This is a genomic window from Streptomyces sp. NPDC126510, assembly GCF_040302345.1.
Classification (GTDB): domain Bacteria; phylum Actinomycetota; class Actinomycetes; order Streptomycetales; family Streptomycetaceae; genus Streptomyces.
This window is the reverse complement of record NZ_JBEORR010000041.1, coordinates 57,439-75,243: the sequence shown is the minus strand read 5'-3', so window position 1 is coordinate 75,243 and position 17,805 is coordinate 57,439. Positions and strand designations below refer to the sequence as shown.

Below are 17,805 nucleotides of genomic sequence, written 5' to 3'. Positions count from 1 at the left end.
CGCCCGGTTACATTCCGAACCCGGAAGCTAAGCCTTTCAGCGCCGATGGTACTGCAGGGGGGACCCTGTGGGAGAGTAGGACGCCGCCGAACAATCATTCAAAGGGTTGGACCCGAAACTTCGGTTTCGGGTCCAACCCTTTTTTGTTGCGCGTCACTTGAAGTTCACGTTGTGCGAGCAGCATCCACAGCATGGGTACTGCTGCAATGCTCAGGGCCGCCGGTGTCGGACTCGGTGACGAGGTCGTGGTGCCGGCCTTCGGTAACGTCGAGGTCGCCGAGGCCGTGGCCAAGGCCGGGGCTCTTCCGGTGTTCGCCGACATAGACCCCACCACCTACTGCCTCGACGCCGCTGCTGTGGAAGCAGCGGTGACTCCGCGGACCGCGGCCGTGGTTGCCGTACACCGCTTCGGTCGACTCGCCGACATCCCCCGGCTGCACGCGCTCGGACAGCGGCACGGACTGCTCGTCCTGGAACAGGGGGAGTCCGAGGCGCCGTACGACGAGATAGCCCAGCGCAGGGAGCGCGCGGCTTATCTCCACGACAAGTTGAGGGGTGTCCGGGCGCCGGAGGACGGTGACGGTCACACCTATCAGCAGTACGTCGTGCGGATTCCCGGCAATGGGCGACCCGATCGGGATGCCTTCGCGCGGGCCGTGCGAGCCAAGGGAGTCGAGTGCCGGGTGCCGGTGAAGACGCCCGTGCACCGGCTGCCCGAATTCCGGCGGTGCGTTTCGCTTCCGGAGACCGAGAGGGCCTCGGACGAGACGCTGGCGCTGCCGGTGGACGCGTCGCTGACCAAGCGGGACATGCAGCGCATCGTGTCGGCCTGCAATGCCCTCGGCGGGCTTCTGCAGCCCGCCTTCTGACGTGGTTGGGAGCACGGCTCTGTTCGGGGTATGATCTATTCCGTTGCCGCGGGGGAGACCTCGCAAGCAACAGGCCCCTATAGCTCAGTCGGTAGAGCGTCTCCATGGTAAGGAGAAGGTCAGCGGTTCGATTCCGCTTGGGGGCTCCAGCAAAAAGGTCCCACCCTCACGGGTGGGACCTTTCGCGTTCTCCTAGTCCTTCTGAAGGCCCGGGACGCGCATGGCCAGGATCGCCATGTCGTCCGACGGGGCGTCCGACGCGAAGCGTTCCACGGCGCGCATGATGCGGGCCGCGACCGCCCCGGCCGTGAGGCCCGTGCAGGTCGTGAGGACGTCGGCGAGGCCGTCGTCGCCGAGCATGCGGGCACCCTCCCGGCGTTCGGTGACGCCGTCCGTGACGCACAGGAGGACATCACCCGGATCGAGGGTGACGGTCTGCTCGTAAAGCTCCAGGTCCTCGATGACGCCGAGGAGCGGCTGGGGCTCCGCGGCCGGTTCGACCGAGCCGTCCTGGCGCAGGCGCAGCGGGAGCGGGTGCCCGGCGCAGACCACCTTCAGTTCCGCGCTGCCGTCCTCCTGGGGGCGCATCTCGCCGTAGAGGAGAGTGAGGAAGCGGCTGCGGGCGCCTTCGTCGAGGATCGCGGAGTTCAGGCGCTCCAGGACCATCGGGCCGCTCAGGCCCTCGCGGGCCAGCAGACGCAGGGCGTGGCGGGCCAGGCCCGTGACCGCCGCCGCGTTCGGGCCCGTGCCGCACACGTCGCCGATGGCGAAGCCGTAGGCACCGTCGCGGATGGGGAAGACGTCGTAGAAGTCGCCGCCGACCTCGTTGCCCTCGCCGGCGGCGCGGTAGATGACCTCGACCTCGACACCGTCGATCTCGGGGAGCTCCGGGGGGAGGAGGCTGCGCTGGAGGGACTGGCTGATCGCCGTGCGCTCCGAGTAGAGGCGGGCGTTGTCCAGCGCCAGGGCGGCCCTGCGGGAGAGGTCCTCGGCGAGTTCCAGGATCTCCTGGCGGAAGTGTTCGTCGGTCGGCTTGCCCAGCGTCAGCATGCCGATGACACGATTGCGGGCGACCAGGGGGAGGACGACGGTCTCGCCGCCGACGGCGGAGGCGGTGGCGAGGGTGGGGCCGATGCCCGGTGTGACCTGGCGGGTGGGGCTGCCGCTGAGGCCGAGGCTGCGCATGGAGGTGCGCAGGGCCGCCTGGTGGGCGACCTCGCCGGGGGTCGTCCACACGCGGGCGCCCGGGGTGGGAACCGGGTCGGGCGGGGGGACCTTCGACAGCAGGGACTTGATGCCGTCGATGAGTTCCTCGTCCTCGTGCAGGACGTAGGAGAGGTAGGGCTCGGAGGCCTGGTCGGCGATCGTGTAGACGGCGCACCAGGTGGCGAGGGTCGGGACCGTCATCTGGGCCATGAGGGCCAGGGTCTGGTCGCGGTCCAGGGTGCCGGCCAGCAGGTCGGACGCTTCGACGAGGAAGCTGAGGGAGCCGCGGCGCAGGCGTTCCAGTTCGCCCAGGCGGGCCGATTCGACGGCGAGGGCGATGCGGTCGGCGGCGAACTGGAGGCGCAGGGCCTCCTCGTTGGAGTATCTGGCGGGGGCCTCTGCGGCGACGCCGAGGGAGCCGGTGAGGCGGCCCTCGACCTTCAGCGGGACCGTGACGACCGAGCGCATACCCGTGCCGTTCAGCAGCGGTACCGCGCCGTGGACCGCCGTCAGGTCGTCGTGGACGGCGGGCATGCGGGCCGATCCGTAACGGCCGGGGCCGGCTTCGACCGGGACGCGGGCGAAGCGCTGGCGGGCGGAGGGAAGGCCGGTGGAGGCGCGGACCTCCAGTTCCGTCTCGTCGTCGGTGGCCAGCAGGAGGAACGCCGAGTCGCCGTCGAGCATGTCGCGGGCGCGTTCGACCGTGCGCTGGAGGAGGCCGTCGAGGTCGTCCGGGGCGGGCGAGCCGATGAAGACCTCGAAGGGGTCCGTGCTCTGGCCCTCGGCGCCGGTCGAGGTGTCGGAGGCGGGGCCGCGCAGGGGCGTCTGCAGAACTGCCCGTTCGTGGTCACGTACCAGGAGGCACACGGTTGACGGTTCGCCGCCGGTGTCGCGCACGCGCAGGTGGGAGGCGTAGACGGGGGTGACGCGGCCGGTGGCGGTGCGGATGCCGTAGCTGCCTTCCCAGCGGGAGAGGCGGAGGGCCTCCGCGATGCCGGTGCTGGTGCCGGGGGTGTGGGGCCAGGCGGCGAGGTCGGTCAGGGGCTTGCCGGTGACCTGCTCGGCCGGGTAGCCGAAGAGTTCCTCGGCGTCCTCGTTCCAGGCGGTGATGTGGCCGGTGCGGTCGATCTGGATGACGGCGACGCGGACCCGGCCGTCGGCGAGGGGGAGGAGGTCGGAGGGGAGGGCGGGTCCGGCCGTGCGGGTGCCCACCGCGCGTGCGGGCAGGTCCAGTTGGAACCAGACGGTCTTGTGGGTGGGGATGTACTCGACGCCCCAGCGGCCGGCGAGGGCCGCGCACAGCTGGAGGCCGCGGCCGCCTTCGCGGTCGGGGCTGCCCATGCTGATGGCCGTGGCCTGCAGGGGGATCTCGCGCTCGGGGTACCGGTCGGCAACCTCGATGCGTACGCCGTCGTCGCTGCGCAGGCAGAGCACGTCGGCGGAGGTACCGGCGTGGACCACGGCGTTGGTCACCAGTTCGCTGGTGAGAACGACGGCGTCGTCGACGATGTCGGCGAAGCCCCAGCCCTGGAGGGTGTCGCGGACGAAGGAGCGGGCGCTCGCGACCGATCGCCCGACGGGCTCGAAACTGGCGGCCGCGCGCGCGGTGATCACAGAACTCCTCGACCGGTTCTCGACGTGCTGGGCTGCGGGGCCGACCGGCTCGCGCCGCTGCTGCGGCAGGCTGCCCGTCGGCCGGGGGTCCGGGGGCTGTCCCCCGGGGATCAGTCCGGTGGTCATGTTGTGTGCGGCCGCCCCTCCGATGCCCGCTCGTCTTCGTGCCACCGTCCAGGCCGGACGGACCGGCGCGGCTGGACAGCCGGATGCAAGGTTACTTACCTTCGCGGTCCGTGCGGATGCCGGTCTGCAGTGTTTCCGTCCGGAGGGTGTGCGGACGATGTGCGAAGCTGCCGAACTGTTATGGCCTGGTTCGGCCAGGGTGAAACACTGGGCAAGCTCCGTGTGAAGGTCCGGGCAGGCTGTGTGCCCGATGGTGACCGTGGGCAGCAGCCCCCGTGGAAACGGCCTGGTATGCAGGGCAGAGAATACGCAGTAGTAACTGGTACGGCGAGCGTGGTACCCGAACACAGCAGTGACGGTCGATCCCTGCGGGAGGGACACAGTGGAGTCTGGCGCAGCGACGCGTGGCAGGAAGACGCGCGCGAAAGGCGGACAGTCCCCGGTCAACCAGGGCAAGGTGCGCAGCGGCACGACCGAGGTGGACACGGCCGCCCTGAACCGGCTGATGGCTGCCCTGGTGTCGATGCGGGACGGGAACTTCCGCAAGCGGCTCACGGTATCGGGCGATGGCGTGATGGCCGAGATCGCGGCGGTCTTCAACGAAGTGGCCGACCGCAATCTGCATCTGACGGGTGAGCTGTCGCGGGTGCGGCGGATGGTGGGCCGCGAGGGCAAGCTCACCGAGCGGCTGGAGACAGGTGCCTGCGAGGGCTCCTGGGCCACGGCGATCGACAACTCGAACGCCCTGGTGGACGACCTGGTACGGCCGGTCTCCGAGGTCGGACGGGTGCTGTCAGCGGTGGCGGAGGGTGACCTGTCGCCGCGGATGGAGCTGCGGACGCAGGTGCCGGACGGGAACAGCCAGCCGCTGCGGGGCGAGTTCCTGAAGGTCGGGCGGACCGTCAACAACCTGGTCGACCAGCTGTCGACGTTCACCGACGAGGTCACGCGTGTGGCCAGTGAGGTGGGCACCGAGGGCAAGCTGGGCGGGCAGGCCCGGGTGCGGGGCATGTCGGGTTCGTGGCGGGACCTGACGGACTCCGTCAACACGATGGCGAACCGGCTGACGGCCCAGGTGAGGGACATCGCGCTGGTGACGACGGCGGTCGCCAAGGGTGATCTGTCCCGGAAGGTCACGGTCCAGGTCGCCGGCGAGATGCTGGAGCTGAAGAACACCGTCAACACGATGGTGGACCAGCTGTCGGCGTTCTCCTCCGAGGTGACCCGTGTGGCCCGTGAGGTGGGTACCGAGGGCGCGCTGGGCGGTCAAGCGCAGGTGCCGGGCGTCGCCGGTGTGTGGAAGGAACTCACCGATTCGGTGAACACCATGGCCGGGAACCTGACGGCCCAGGTGCGTGGGATCGCGGAGGTGACGACCGCGGTCGCCAACGGTGACCTGTCGCGCAAGGTGACCGTGCCGGCGCGCGGTGAGGTGGCGCAGCTCGCCGACACGATCAACCAGATGACCGAGACGCTGCGCATCTTCGCGGACGAGGTCACGCGTGTGGCCAACGAGGTCGGGGCCGAGGGGCAGCTCGGCGGTCAGGCGAACGTGCCGGGTGCGGCGGGGACGTGGAAGGACCTCACCGATTCGGTGAACACGGTCTTCCGGAATCTGACCACCCAGGTGCGGGACATCGCCGCGGTGACGACGGCGGTGGCCAATGGTGACCTGTCGCAGAAGGTCACGGTGGACGTGGCCGGCGAGATGCTGGAGCTGAAGAACACCGTCAACACGATGGTCGACCAGTTGTCCGCCTTCGGTGCCGAAGTGACGCGTGTGGCGCGGGAGATCGGTGTCGAGGGTGAGCTGGGCGGCCAGGCGCAGGTGCCGGGTGTGGCCGGTACGTGGAAGGACCTGACGGACTCCGTCAACACGGCGTTCCGGAACCTCACCGGTCAGGTGAGGAACATCGCCCAGGTGACGACGGCGGTGGCCAACGGCGACCTCTCGCAGAAGGTCACCGTCGATGTGTCCGGCGAGATGCTCAAGATGAAGAACACCGTGAACACGATGGTGGACCAGCTGTCGAGCTTCGCCGACCAGGTGACGCGGATGGCCCGGGACGTGGGCACGGAGGGCCGCCTGGGCGGTCAGGCCCGCGTGGACGGCGTGTCGGGCACGTGGAAGGAACTCACCGACTCCGTCAACTCGATGGCCGGGAACCTCACCTCCCAGGTGCGCAACATCGCGCAGGTGACGACGGCGGTGGCCCGGGGCGATCTGTCGCAGAAGATCGACGTGGACGCGCGCGGGGAGATCCTGGAGCTGAAGAACACCATCAACACGATGGTCGACCAGCTCTCGGCCTTCGCCGACCAGGTGACCCGGGTCGCGCGTGAGGTGGGTACGGACGGCCGGCTGGGCGGTCAGGCGCAGGTGCCGGGCGTGGCCGGTGTGTGGCGTGACCTGACGGACTCAGTGAACGGCATGGCGTCCAACCTGACCGGCCAGGTGCGCAACATCGCCCAGGTGGCCACGGCCGTGGCCCGGGGTGACCTGTCCCAGAAGATCACCGTGGACGCGCGCGGGGAGATCCTGGAGCTGAAGAACACCCTGAACACGATGGTGGACCAGCTGTCGTCGTTCGCCGAAGAGGTCACGCGTGTGGCCCGTGAGGTGGGCACCGAGGGCATCCTGGGCGGCCAGGCCGAGGTGCAGGGCGTCTCCGGCACCTGGAAGGACCTCACCCAGTCGGTGAACGGCATGGCCAACAACCTGACCATCCAGGTGCGCAACATCGCCGAGGTCACGACGGCGGTGGCCCGGGGCGATCTGTCGAAGAAGATCACCGTCGACGCCAAGGGCGAGATCCTCGAGCTGGTCACGACCGTCAACACGATGGTGGACCAGCTGTCCTCCTTCGCCGAGCAGGTGACCCGGGTGGCCCGTGAGGTGGGCACCGAGGGCATCCTGGGCGGCCAGGCGCACGTGCCGGGTGTCACGGGCATCTGGAAGGACCTGAGCGACAACGTCAACCTGATGGCGAAGAACCTCACCACTCAGGTGCGGAACATTTCCCAGGTCTCCGCGGCGGTCGCCAACGGTGACCTGACACGGCAGGTGACCATCGAGGCGCGTGGTGAGGTGGCGCAGCTCGCCGACACCATCAACACGATGGTGAAGACGCTGAGCTCGTTCGCCGAGCAGGTCACCAAGGTGGCCCGTGAGGTGGGCACGGACGGCATCCTGGGCGGCCAGGCGCACGTACCCGGTGTGGCCGGTACGTGGAAGGACCTCACCGAGTCCGTGAACCAGATGGCGTCCAACCTGACCGGTCAGGTGCGCAACATCGCCATGGTGACCACGGCCATCGCCAAGGGTGACCTGACGAAGAAGATCGACATCGACGCGCGCGGCGAGATCCTGGAGCTGAAGACGACCATCAACACGATGGTCGACCAGCTGTCGTCTTTCGCGGAGGAGGTCACCCGGGTCGCCCGCGAGGTGGGCACGGAAGGGCAGCTCGGCGGCCAGGCGCGCGTGCGGGACGTGGACGGCACCTGGCGGGATCTGACCGAGTCCGTGAACGAGATGGCCGGGAACCTGACCCGGCAGGTGCGTGCCATCGCGCGCGTGGCGACCGCGGTGACCCGCGGTGATCTGAACCTGAAGATCGACGTGGACGCGTCCGGGGAGATCCAGGAGCTCCAGGACTACATCAACAAGATGATCGCCAACCTGCGCGACACCACGATCGCCAACAAGGAGCAGGACTGGCTGAAGGGCAACCTGGCTCGGATCTCCGCGCTGATGCAGGGCCGCCGCGACCTGGAGGACGTGGCGTCGCTGATCATGAGCGAGCTGACCCCGGTCGTCTCCGCGCAGCACGGGGCGTTCTTCGTGGCGATGCCGCTCGTCGACGGCGAGGACATGAGCGCCACGGACGAGGATCAGTACGAGCTGCGCATGCTCGGCAGTTACGGCTACTCGATGGGCTCCATGCCGACGTCGTTCCAGCCCGGTGAGGCACTGGTCGGGACGGCTGCCGAGGAGAAGCGCACGATCCTCGTGGAGAACGCGCCGAGCGGCTATCTGAAGATCTCCTCGGGGCTCGGCGAGGCGCCGCCCGCGCAGGTGATCGTGTTGCCGGTGCTGTTCGAGGGCAGCGTGCTCGGCGTCATCGAGCTGGCCTCCTTCACGCCGTTCACACAGATCCAGAAGGATTTCCTCAACCAGATCGCGGAGATGATCGCGACCAGCGTCAACACCATCTCCGTCAACACCAAGACCGAGCTGCTGCTGGCGCAGTCGCAGGAGCTGACCGAGCAACTGCGTGAGCGCTCGGCCGAGTTGGAACAGCGGCAGAAGGCCCTCCAGGCGTCCAACGCCGAACTGGAGGAGAAGGCCGAGCTGCTGGCCCAGCAGAACCGCGACATCGAGGTGAAGAACACCGAGATCGAGGAGGCGCGGCAGGTCCTGGAGGAGCGTGCCGAGCAGCTCGCGGTGTCGATGCGCTACAAGAGCGAGTTCCTCGCGAACATGTCGCACGAGCTGCGTACGCCGCTGAACTCGCTGCTGATCCTGGCCAAGCTGCTGGCCGACAACGCCGAGGGGAACCTCTCCCCGAAGCAGGTCGAGTTCGCCGAGACGATCCACGGGGCCGGTTCGGACCTGCTCCAGCTCATCAACGACATCCTCGACCTGTCGAAGGTCGAGGCGGGCAAGATGGACGTCTCCCCGACGCGGATCGCGCTCGTCCAGCTCGTGGACTACGTGGAGGCCACCTTCCGGCCGCTGACCGCGGAGAAGGGCCTGGACCTGTCGGTGCGGGTCTCGCCGGAGCTGCCCGCGACGCTGCACACCGACGAGCAGCGGCTGCTGCAGGTGTTGCGCAACCTGCTGTCGAACGCGGTGAAGTTCACCGACTCCGGGTCGGTGGAGCTGGTCATCAGGCCGGCGCGGGACGACGTGCCGCAGCGGATCCGGGAGCAGCTGCTGGAGACCGGGTCGCTGACCGACCCCGAGGCCGAGCTGATCGCGTTCTCCGTGACCGACACGGGGATCGGCATCGCCTCCAGCAAGATGCGGGTGATCTTCGAGGCGTTCAAGCAGGCCGACGGCACGACGAGCCGGAAGTACGGCGGTACGGGCCTCGGGCTGTCCATCTCGCGGGAGATCGCGCAGCTGCTCGGCGGTGAGATCTACGCACAGAGCGAGACGGGCCGCGGCTCGACGTTCACGCTGTATCTGCCGCTGCACCCCAGTGAACTGCCGCCCCAGGGCTACCAGCAGCAGCTGCCCGCACTGGAGGCCGGTGACCTGGTGGCGTCCAAGACCGACCTGTACGAGCTGTCGGACGTCGAGGTCGAGACGCCGGCCGAGGTGAAGTCGTACCGCGAGACGCAGAACGGACCGGCTGCCCTGTTCCGGCGGCGGCGCAGGATGCCCGAGCTGCCGCCGCGCCCCGCGCAGCTGGAGCAGTGGGCCCCGGCCGAGCAGGAGCCGGCTCCGAAGCCGAGCCGCGGCATCCGGTTCGGTGGCCAGAAGGTCCTGATCGTCGACGACGACATCCGCAACGTCTTCGCGCTGACCAGCGTCCTGGAGCAGCACGGCCTGTCCGTGCTGTACGCCGAGAACGGCCGGGAGGGCATCGAGGTCCTGGAGCAGCACGACGACGTGGCGGTCGTGCTGATGGACATCATGATGCCCGAGATGGACGGGTACGCCACGACCAGCGCGATCCGCAGGATGCCGCAGTTCGCCGGTCTGCCGATCATCGCGCTGACCGCCAAGGCAATGAAGGGCGACCGGGAGAAGGCGATCGAGTCGGGCGCCTCCGACTACGTGACGAAGCCGGTCGACCCCGATCACCTGCTGGCGGTGATGGATCAGTGGATGCGAGGGGAATGAGGGGAACGTTGGGCAGTTGCGCGACCATGACGGGAAGGTTCGGTGTTCACGCGGAGTTGCCGACTCGGTGTGCGCATAGTCGTGTAGAAGTACAAGATCTGGGGAACCTTCAGGTCTCCTGCTGCGTTTCTGCTACGTGCACAGTGACATCACGGTGACAGGGTGTGGCGACGGGCGGGGTGCGGCTACGATGACCGGCACAAGGACGGGCGGCGCAAGGGAGTCGTCCCCTGGGGCGGCACCCACCGGTGCTGTCGCAGGTCCTGCGGACAGGGGAGGCCCCACGCCGGGGCGAGGAGGGCGGGCCATGGTGCAGAAGGCCAAGATCCTCCTGGTCGATGACCGGCCGGAGAATCTGCTGGCGCTGGAGGCGATCCTCTCTGCGCTCGATCAGACGCTGGTGCGGGCATCGTCCGGGGAGGAAGCGCTCAAAGCGCTGCTCACGGACGACTTCGCGGTCATCCTGCTGGATGTCCAGATGCCGGGTATGGACGGCTTCGAGACCGCGGCGCACATCAAGCGCCGTGAGCGGACCCGGGACATCCCGATCATTTTCCTCACGGCGATCAACCACGGCCCGCACCACACCTTCCGGGGTTACGCGGCGGGCGCGGTGGACTACATCTCCAAGCCGTTCGACCCGTGGGTGCTGCGCGCGAAGGTCTCCGTCTTCGTCGAGCTGTACATGAAGAACTGCCAGCTGCGGGAGCAGGCGTCCCTGTTGCGGCTCCAGTTGGAGGGCAACGGCAAGGAAGCGGGCGGCGAGGCCAAGGAGCCGGCCGGTCTGCTCGCGGAGCTCTCCGCGCGGCTCGCGGCCGTCGAGGAGCAGGCCGAAGCGCTGACCAAGCAGCTCAACGACGAGTCGACGGACGCCGCCGCGGTGGCCACGGCGGCTCATCTGGAGCGCAAGCTCACGGGGTTGCGGCGGGCGCTGGACGCGCTGGAGCCGGGCACCGGGAGCACCTCCTCGGTGTCCTCGCAGAACTGACGCGCGCGCAGGCGGGATTGCCCGCCGTGACCGCGCGTCAGTTTCGCGCCTCTCCTGAAGCGACACGAACGGGTGAAGCCGTGGACGCGCGTGTCCCCCGTCGTCTCTCCCGGTAACCTCACACCCATGGCCTCACGTCCCTCCGCAGCCAAGAAGCCGCCGTCCGCGAAGAAGGCGGTCGCGAAGGCTCCGGCGAAGAAGGCCGCCGCCAAGAAGGCTCCCGCGAGGAAGGCGCCCGCCCGGAAGGCCGCGGCCAAGAAGGTCGTGCCCAGACCGGCCCCCAGCCCCACCGGTGGCATCTACCGACTCGTGCGCGCCGTCTGGCTCGGCGTGGCGCACGCCGTCGGCGCCGTGTTCCGGGGCATAGGGCAGGGTGCCAAGAACCTCGACCCGGCCCACCGCAAGGACGGTGTCGCCCTGCTGCTGCTCGGCATCGCGCTGATCGTCGCCGCGGGCACCTGGGCCGACCTCAAGGGCCCCGTGGGCGACCTGGTCGAGATCCTCGTGACGGGCGCCTTCGGCCGCCTTGACCTGCTCGTGCCGATACTGCTCGCCGTCGTCGCCGTGCGGTTCATCCGCCACCCGGAGAAGCCCGAGGCGAACGGACGGATCGTCATCGGCCTGTCCGCGCTCGTGATCGGCGTGCTCGGCCAGGTCCACGTCGCGTGCGGCTCGCCCGCGCGCGGCGACGGCATGCAGGCCATAAGGGACGCCGGCGGTCTCATCGGCTGGGCCGTGGCGACTCCGCTGTCGTACGCCATGGGCGATGTGCTCGCCGTGCCGCTGCTGGTGCTGCTGACGGTCTTCGGGCTGCTGGTCGTCACGGCCACCCCGGTCAACGCCATCCCGCAGCGGCTGCGGCTGCTCGGGGTACGTCTCGGGATCGTCCGCGACCCGGCCGAGGACGAGTTCGGTTTCGCCGAGGACGACGAGCGCTACGAGGAGCAGTGGCGCGAGGCGCTGCCCGCGCGCCCGCGCGGCAGGCGGACGCCGGCGCCCGAGGCGTACGACCCCGACAGTGCCGAGCAGGAGGCGCTCACGCGGCGCCGGGGCCGCCCGCGCCGCTCGGCCGTGCCGCAGCCCGACATGGACCGGCCCAGGGACGCCGTGGACGTCGCCGCGGCGGCCGCCGCCGCCCTCGACGGTGCCGTGCTGCACGGCATGCCGCCCTCGCCGGTCGTCGCCGACCTCACCCAGGGCGTACGGGTGGGGGACCAGGAGGCGACCACACCGACGCCCGTCCCGCCGGCCCGACCGCAGCACGACGAGCTCAAGCAGCGGGACAAGCTCAAGAAGGGCGGCAGGCCCGAGCAGGACCAGCCCGAGCCGCAGAAGCCCAGGGCGGGCGTCCGCGACCTCACCAAAGCGCCGCCCTCCGAACCGCGCGACCTGCCTCCGCGCGCGGAGCAGCTCCAGCTCTCCGGCGACATCACGTACTCCCTGCCGTCGCTGGACCTGCTGGAGCGCGGCGGCCCGGGCAAGGCGCGCAGCGCCGCCAACGACCTCATCGTCGAGTCGCTGACGACGGTCTTCACCGAGTTCAAGGTGGACGCCAGCGTCACCGGCTTCACCCGCGGTCCGACGGTCACGCGCTACGAGGTCGAGCTCGGCCCCGCCGTGAAGGTCGAGCGGATCACCGCGCTGACGAAGAACATCGCCTACGCCGTCGCCAGCCCGGACGTGCGGATCATCAGTCCCATCCCCGGCAAGTCCGCGGTCGGCATCGAGATCCCCAACACCGACCGCGAGATGGTCAACCTCGGCGATGTACTCCGTCTGGCGGAGTCCGCCGAGGACGACGACCCGATGCTGGTCGCCTTCGGCAAGGACGTCGAGGGCGGGTACGTCATGCACTCGCTGGCGAAGATGCCGCACATGCTGGTCGCCGGCGCCACCGGCTCCGGCAAGTCGTCCTGCATCAACTGTCTGATCACCTCGGTGATGATGCGGGCGACCCCCGAGGACGTGCGGATGATCCTGGTCGACCCCAAGCGGGTCGAACTGACCGCGTACGAGGGCATCCCGCACCTGATCACGCCGATCATCACCAACCCCAAGCGGGCCGCCGAGGCGCTCCAGTGGGTCGTGCGCGAGATGGACCTGCGCTACGACGACCTGGCGGCCTACGGCTTCCGGCACATCGACGACTTCAACAAGGCCGTGCGCGAGGGCAAGGTCAAGCCGCCCGAGGGCAGTGAGCGCGAGCTCCAGCCGTACCCGTATCTGCTGGTCATCGTGGACGAGCTCGCCGACCTGATGATGGTCGCCCCGCGCGACGTCGAGGACGCGATCGTGCGCATCACGCAGCTCGCGCGCGCCGCCGGCATCCACCTGGTGCTCGCCACGCAGCGGCCGTCGGTGGACGTCGTCACCGGCCTGATCAAGGCGAACGTGCCGTCACGGCTGGCGTTCGCCACGTCATCGCTGGCCGACTCGCGGGTCATCCTCGACCAGCCTGGCGCCGAGAAGCTCATCGGCAAGGGTGACGGGCTGTTCCTGCCCATGGGGGCCAACAAGCCCACCCGTATGCAGGGCGCGTTCGTCACCGAGGAGGAGATCGCGGGCGTCGTCCGGCACTGCAAGGACCAGATGACACCCGTCTTCCGGGACGACGTCGTCGTGGGCACCAAGCAGAAGAAGGAGATCGACGAGGACATCGGCGACGACCTCGACCTGCTGTGCCAGGCGGCCGAACTGGTCGTCTCCACGCAGTTCGGGTCGACGTCCATGCTCCAGCGCAAGCTGCGCGTCGGCTTCGCCAAGGCCGGGCGGCTGATGGACCTGATGGAGTCCCGGAACATCGTCGGACCGAGCGAGGGTTCGAAGGCTCGTGACGTTCTTGTGAAGCCTGATGAGCTGGATGGCGTGCTCGCCCTCATCCGGGGGGAGTCTGAAGGTTAGGGAGGCGGGACACGGTGATCGTGGGCGTTACGGCAAACGGGTCCGGATCGTGACTCACCCGTGAGGGATCATCGAGCAACCGTTTCCCTACGGTGTACGTCAAGTTGAGGGAAGCGACGAACAGCGACCCCACCATCGGAATGTCGGGCCATTCCGATGGCGTACAAAGTGACACCGCCCGGTTGCCCCACCCTTTTGGTACCCCCCTAGACTGAACTTCCAGCACAGGCGGCTACACGCTCGAAAGGCGCCCCCGTGTCCATCGGCAACTCCCCTGAAGACGAGCGTCCGTTCGAAAACGAGCACGTCGAAGCAGACCGCGAGGAAGCCCGCCCCTCCATCGGCCATGTCCTGCAGCAGGCTCGTATCGCCGCCGGGCTGACCGTCGACGACGTCAGTAGCGCCACCCGGGTCCGCATGAACATCGTGCACGCGATCGAGGCGGACGACTTCTCCCCCTGTGGTGGGGACGTCTACGCCCGTGGGCACATCAGGACCCTGGCCAAGGCCGTCCATCTCGACCCCGAGCCGCTGCTCGCCCAGTACGGCGACGAGCACGGCGGGCGGCCGGCGCCGACCCCCGCAGCACCCCTCTTCGAGGCGGAACGCATCCGTCCGGAGCGGCGGGGCCCCAACTGGACCGCCGCCATGGTCGCCGCGATCGTCGCCGTGATCGGTTTCGTCGGCTTCACGCTGTTCCAGGGCGGCGACGACAGCGGCAACGAGGCGAACGTGGCCGAGGGCTCCACGCCCAGCGACTCCGCCTCCCCGACCACCAAGACCAAGAAGCCCGCCGACCCCGAACCCGAGCCGTCGGACAGTGCCATCGCCGCCGCGCCGCAGGACAAGGTGACCGTCCGCGTGGCCGCCGCCGACGGCCGCAGCTGGATCGCCGCCAAGGACCACAACGGCCGGATGATCTTCGACGGCGTTCTCAAGCAGGGTGACACCAAGACCTTCCAGGACAGCTCCAAGGTCCACCTCGTCCTCGGGGACGCCGGCGCGATCGACCTCTTCGTCAACGGCAAGAAGATCGAGGAGGACTTCCAGCCGGGGTCCGTCGAACGCCTGACGTACACGAAGGGCGATCCCGAAGCCGGGTGATCAGACCGAAAGGTCCAGTTGATACGGGGTTGGCCGGGAAACGGCCGACCCCGTCGACGTGGGGTGTCAGCGAGACGAAGTAGTCTTGAGCCCATGCCTGAACGCCGTACCGTCGCACTCGTCACCCTTGGCTGCGCCCGTAACGAGGTGGACTCGGAGGAGCTCGCAGGCCGTTTGGAGGCGGACGGCTGGCAGCTCGTGGAGGACGCCGAGAACGCGGACGTCGCCGTCGTGAACACCTGCGGCTTCGTCGAAGCCGCCAAGAAGGACTCCGTCGACGCCCTCCTCGAAGCCAACGACCTCAAGGGGCACGGCAGAACCCAGGCCGTCGTGGCCGTGGGCTGCATGGCCGAGCGGTACGGCAAGGAGCTCGCCGAGGCACTCCCCGAGGCCGACGGTGTGCTCGGCTTCGACGACTACTCGGACATCTCGGACCGCCTGCAGACCATTCTCAACGGCGGCATCCACGCCTCCCACACCCCGCGCGACCGGCGCAAACTGCTGCCGATCAGCCCCGCGGAGCGCCAGGAGTCGGCCACCGCGGTCGCCCTGCCGGGACACGGCCCGGCCGAGCCCGCCGTCGCGCCGGCGGATCTCCCGGAGGGCCTCGCTCCGGCCTCGGGCCCGCGTGCCCCCCTGCGCCGCCGCCTGGACGGCTCCCCGGTCGCCTCCGTGAAGCTCGCCTCCGGCTGCGACCGCCGCTGCTCCTTCTGCGCCATCCCCTCCTTCCGCGGCTCCTTCATCTCCCGCCGCCCGAGCGACGTGCTGAACGAGACGCGCTGGCTGGCCGAGCAGGGCGTGAAGGAGATCATGCTGGTCTCCGAGAACAACACCTCCTACGGCAAGGACCTCGGCGACATCCGCCTGCTGGAGTCGCTGCTGCCCGAGCTGGCCGAGGTCGACGGCATCGAGCGTGTCCGCGTCAGCTACCTCCAGCCCGCCGAGATGCGGCCCGGCCTCATCGACGTGCTGACCTCGACCCCGAAGATCGCGCCCTACTTCGACCTGTCCTTCCAGCACTCCGCGCCCGGCGTGCTGCGCGCGATGCGCCGCTTCGGCGACACCGACCGTTTCCTGGAGCTCCTCGACACCATCCGGAGCAAGGCGCCCGAGGCCGGTGTCCGCTCGAACTTCATCGTCGGCTTCCCCGGCGAGAGCGAGGCCGACCTCGCCGAGCTGGAGCGGTTCCTGAACGGGGCGCGGCTGGACGCCATCGGTGTCTTCGGCTACTCCGACGAGGAGGGCACCGAGGCCGCGACCTACGACACCAAGCTCGACGAGGACGTCGTCGCCGAGCGGCTGGCCCGCATCTCGCGCCTGGCGGAGGAGCTCGTCTCGCAGCGGGCCGAGGACCGGGTCGGCCAGACCGTGCGCGTCCTCGTCGAGTCCGTCGACGAGGACGGTGTGTACGGCCGCGCCGAACACCAGGCGCCCGAGACGGACGGCCAGGTGCTGCTCACGAGCGGCGCGGGTCTGCGTATCGGCCGTATGGTCGAGGCGAAGGTGGTCGGTACGGAAGGTGTCGACTTGGTGGCCGAGCCGCTGCAGGGCTCGCTCACCTCGCCTGCGTGGAGTGAGGAGGCGGGCAGATGACCGGTGTCCCGGCATCCGCGGCGGGAGGCGCCTCCGGCGCGAGGAGGGCCGCGGCCGGTGCGGCCGCTACGGCTTCGACGGCCTCGGGCAAGGCCCCCGGAGCCGCGGCCGCGCGGGCGGCCGAGGGCGCGGCGTCCGGTGCGGGGCGTGCTGCGGCGGACGACGCGGGGCACGGTCGGGCTACCGGTTCAGGGCCCGGTCCAGAGGCGGGGCCCGGCGGGGCTACCGGTGTGGGGCCTGGTGTCGGTGACGCCCTCGTGGGATCCGGTGTCGGTGAGGCCGTCGTGGGTGAGGACGCCGACGGCGACGCCCAGGGGGAGGGGAAGACCCCACGGGGCAAGAAGATCGCTGCCGCGGCCGTCAACGAGGCGAGCGTCTGGAACATCGCCAACCTCCTGACCATGCTCCGGCTGCTGCTCGTACCGGCCTTCGTCGCGCTGATGCTCGCCGACGGCGGCTACGACCCGGCGTGGCGGGCCTTCGCCTGGGCCGCCTTCGCGATCGCCATGATCACCGACCTGTTCGACGGTCATCTGGCGCGCACGTACAACCTGGTCACGGACTTCGGAAAGATCGCCGACCCCATCGCCGACAAGGCGATCATGGGTGCGGCGCTGATCTGTCTCTCCGCGCTCGGCGACCTGCCCTGGTGGGTGACCGGCGTCATCCTCGGCAGGGAACTCGGTATCACCCTGCTGCGTTTCCTGGTCATCCGGTACGGCGTCATCCCCGCCAGTCGCGGAGGCAAGCTGAAGACGCTCACCCAGGGCGTGGCCGTGGGCATGTACGTCCTGCCGCTGACGGGGTGGCTGGCGACCCTGAGGTGGTGGGTGATGGCCGCGGCGGTCGTGCTGACCGTGGTGACCGGACTCGACTATGTGAAACAGGCCATTGTCTTGCGCAGGCAGGGAATCGCCGAGCGCAAGGCCGCGTTGGAGGAGAAGGAAGCGTGAGTTCCACGGCTACCGACGTGGTGCGACTACTGACGGTGAAAGGCGAGACGCTCGCCGTCGCGGAGTCGCTGACCGGTGGCCTCGTTGCGGCGGAGATCACGTCGGTACCGGGGGCATCCAAGGTCTTCCGGGGCTCCGTGACCGCTTACGCCACCGAGCTGAAGCACGACCTGCTCGATGTCGACGCCGCCCTGCTGGCGACCCAGGGAGCGGTGGATCCGCAGGTCGCAGCGCAGATGGCGGCCGGCGTGCGCAAGGCGCTCGGCACCGACTGGGGCATCGCGACCACCGGTGTCGCCGGCCCCGATCCGCAGGACGGGCAGCCCGTCGGTACGGTCTTCGTCGCCGTGGACGGTCCCGTTGCGGCGGATCCGGGTTCTGCCGGCGGCGGAAAAGTGGAGGCTCTGCGGTTGAACGGCGGCCGCGCGGAAATTCGTAGAGAGAGTGTACGGAGCGTACTCGCACTGCTCCTGAAGGGGCTTGCGGGCGAACAGACTGGGAATGAGCGGGCACAGGATACGGAACGGAACGGGGGGTTTTGATGTTTGCAGCCCTGAGTGAACACGACATCGCTCCCCGCACGGCCGCGGCGCAAGG

General features: G+C 69.3%; 9 protein-coding genes, 1 tRNA gene and 1 rRNA gene. 10 read left to right on the top strand and 1 reads right to left on the bottom strand.

All coding sequences use genetic code 11. The features are described from left to right. From rrf to ABTX60_RS37830, 3 genes are all read left to right on the top strand, one after another. Positions 1-92 (top strand): 5S ribosomal RNA (rrf, locus tag ABTX60_RS37840); the annotation flags it as partial. 114 nt (positions 93-206) lie between these two features. Further along, a complete protein-coding gene (locus tag ABTX60_RS37835) occupies positions 207-869 on the top strand; it encodes a DegT/DnrJ/EryC1/StrS family aminotransferase (protein ID WP_352101470.1) in 663 nt (220 codons plus the stop codon). 73 nt (positions 870-942) lie between these two features. Then, a tRNA-Thr gene (locus ABTX60_RS37830) sits at positions 943-1,018 on the top strand. A 43-nt stretch (positions 1,019-1,061) separates the two neighbouring features. On the opposite strand, the gene ABTX60_RS37825 is transcribed toward ABTX60_RS37830, so the two are convergent. Further along, positions 1,062-3,815, bottom strand: coding sequence for a SpoIIE family protein phosphatase (locus ABTX60_RS37825; RefSeq protein ID WP_352101464.1), 2,754 nt, complete (start codon positions 3,813-3,815; stop codon positions 1,062-1,064). A gap of 382 nt (positions 3,816-4,197) precedes the next feature. On the opposite strand from ABTX60_RS37825, the gene ABTX60_RS37820 reads away from it, so the two are divergent. From ABTX60_RS37820 to ABTX60_RS37790, 7 genes are all read left to right on the top strand, one after another. Continuing rightward, complete coding sequence (locus ABTX60_RS37820; RefSeq protein ID WP_352101463.1) at positions 4,198-9,669, top strand: HAMP domain-containing protein; 5,472 nt, start codon at positions 4,198-4,200, stop codon at positions 9,667-9,669. A 307-nt stretch (positions 9,670-9,976) separates the two neighbouring features. Next, positions 9,977-10,657 carry a response regulator gene (locus tag ABTX60_RS37815; protein WP_352101462.1) on the top strand — a complete coding sequence of 227 codons (681 nt, stop codon included), beginning with the start codon at positions 9,977-9,979 and terminating at the stop codon, positions 10,655-10,657. Positions 10,658-10,783: 126 nt separating this feature from the next. After that, a complete protein-coding gene (locus tag ABTX60_RS37810) occupies positions 10,784-13,558 on the top strand; it encodes a DNA translocase FtsK (RefSeq protein ID WP_352101461.1) in 2,775 nt (924 codons plus the stop codon). Between the two features lie 255 nt (positions 13,559-13,813). After that, positions 13,814-14,662, top strand: coding sequence for a helix-turn-helix domain-containing protein (locus tag ABTX60_RS37805; protein ID WP_352101460.1), 849 nt, complete (start codon positions 13,814-13,816; stop codon positions 14,660-14,662). 93 nt (positions 14,663-14,755) lie between these two features. After that, positions 14,756-16,255, top strand: coding sequence for a 30S ribosomal protein S12 methylthiotransferase RimO (gene rimO / locus ABTX60_RS37800; protein WP_352101459.1), 1,500 nt, complete (start codon positions 14,756-14,758; stop codon positions 16,253-16,255). Beyond that, positions 16,252-17,208, top strand: coding sequence for a CDP-diacylglycerol--glycerol-3-phosphate 3-phosphatidyltransferase (pgsA, locus tag ABTX60_RS37795; RefSeq protein ID WP_352101458.1), 957 nt, complete (start codon positions 16,252-16,254; stop codon positions 17,206-17,208). Before rimO ends, pgsA begins: the two co-directional genes overlap by 4 nt. Further along, a complete protein-coding gene (locus ABTX60_RS37790) occupies positions 17,205-17,750 on the top strand; it encodes a CinA family protein (protein WP_352101457.1) in 546 nt (181 codons plus the stop codon). The genes pgsA and ABTX60_RS37790 overlap by 4 nt, the downstream gene beginning before the upstream one ends. Positions 17,751-17,805 lie beyond the last annotated feature (55 nt).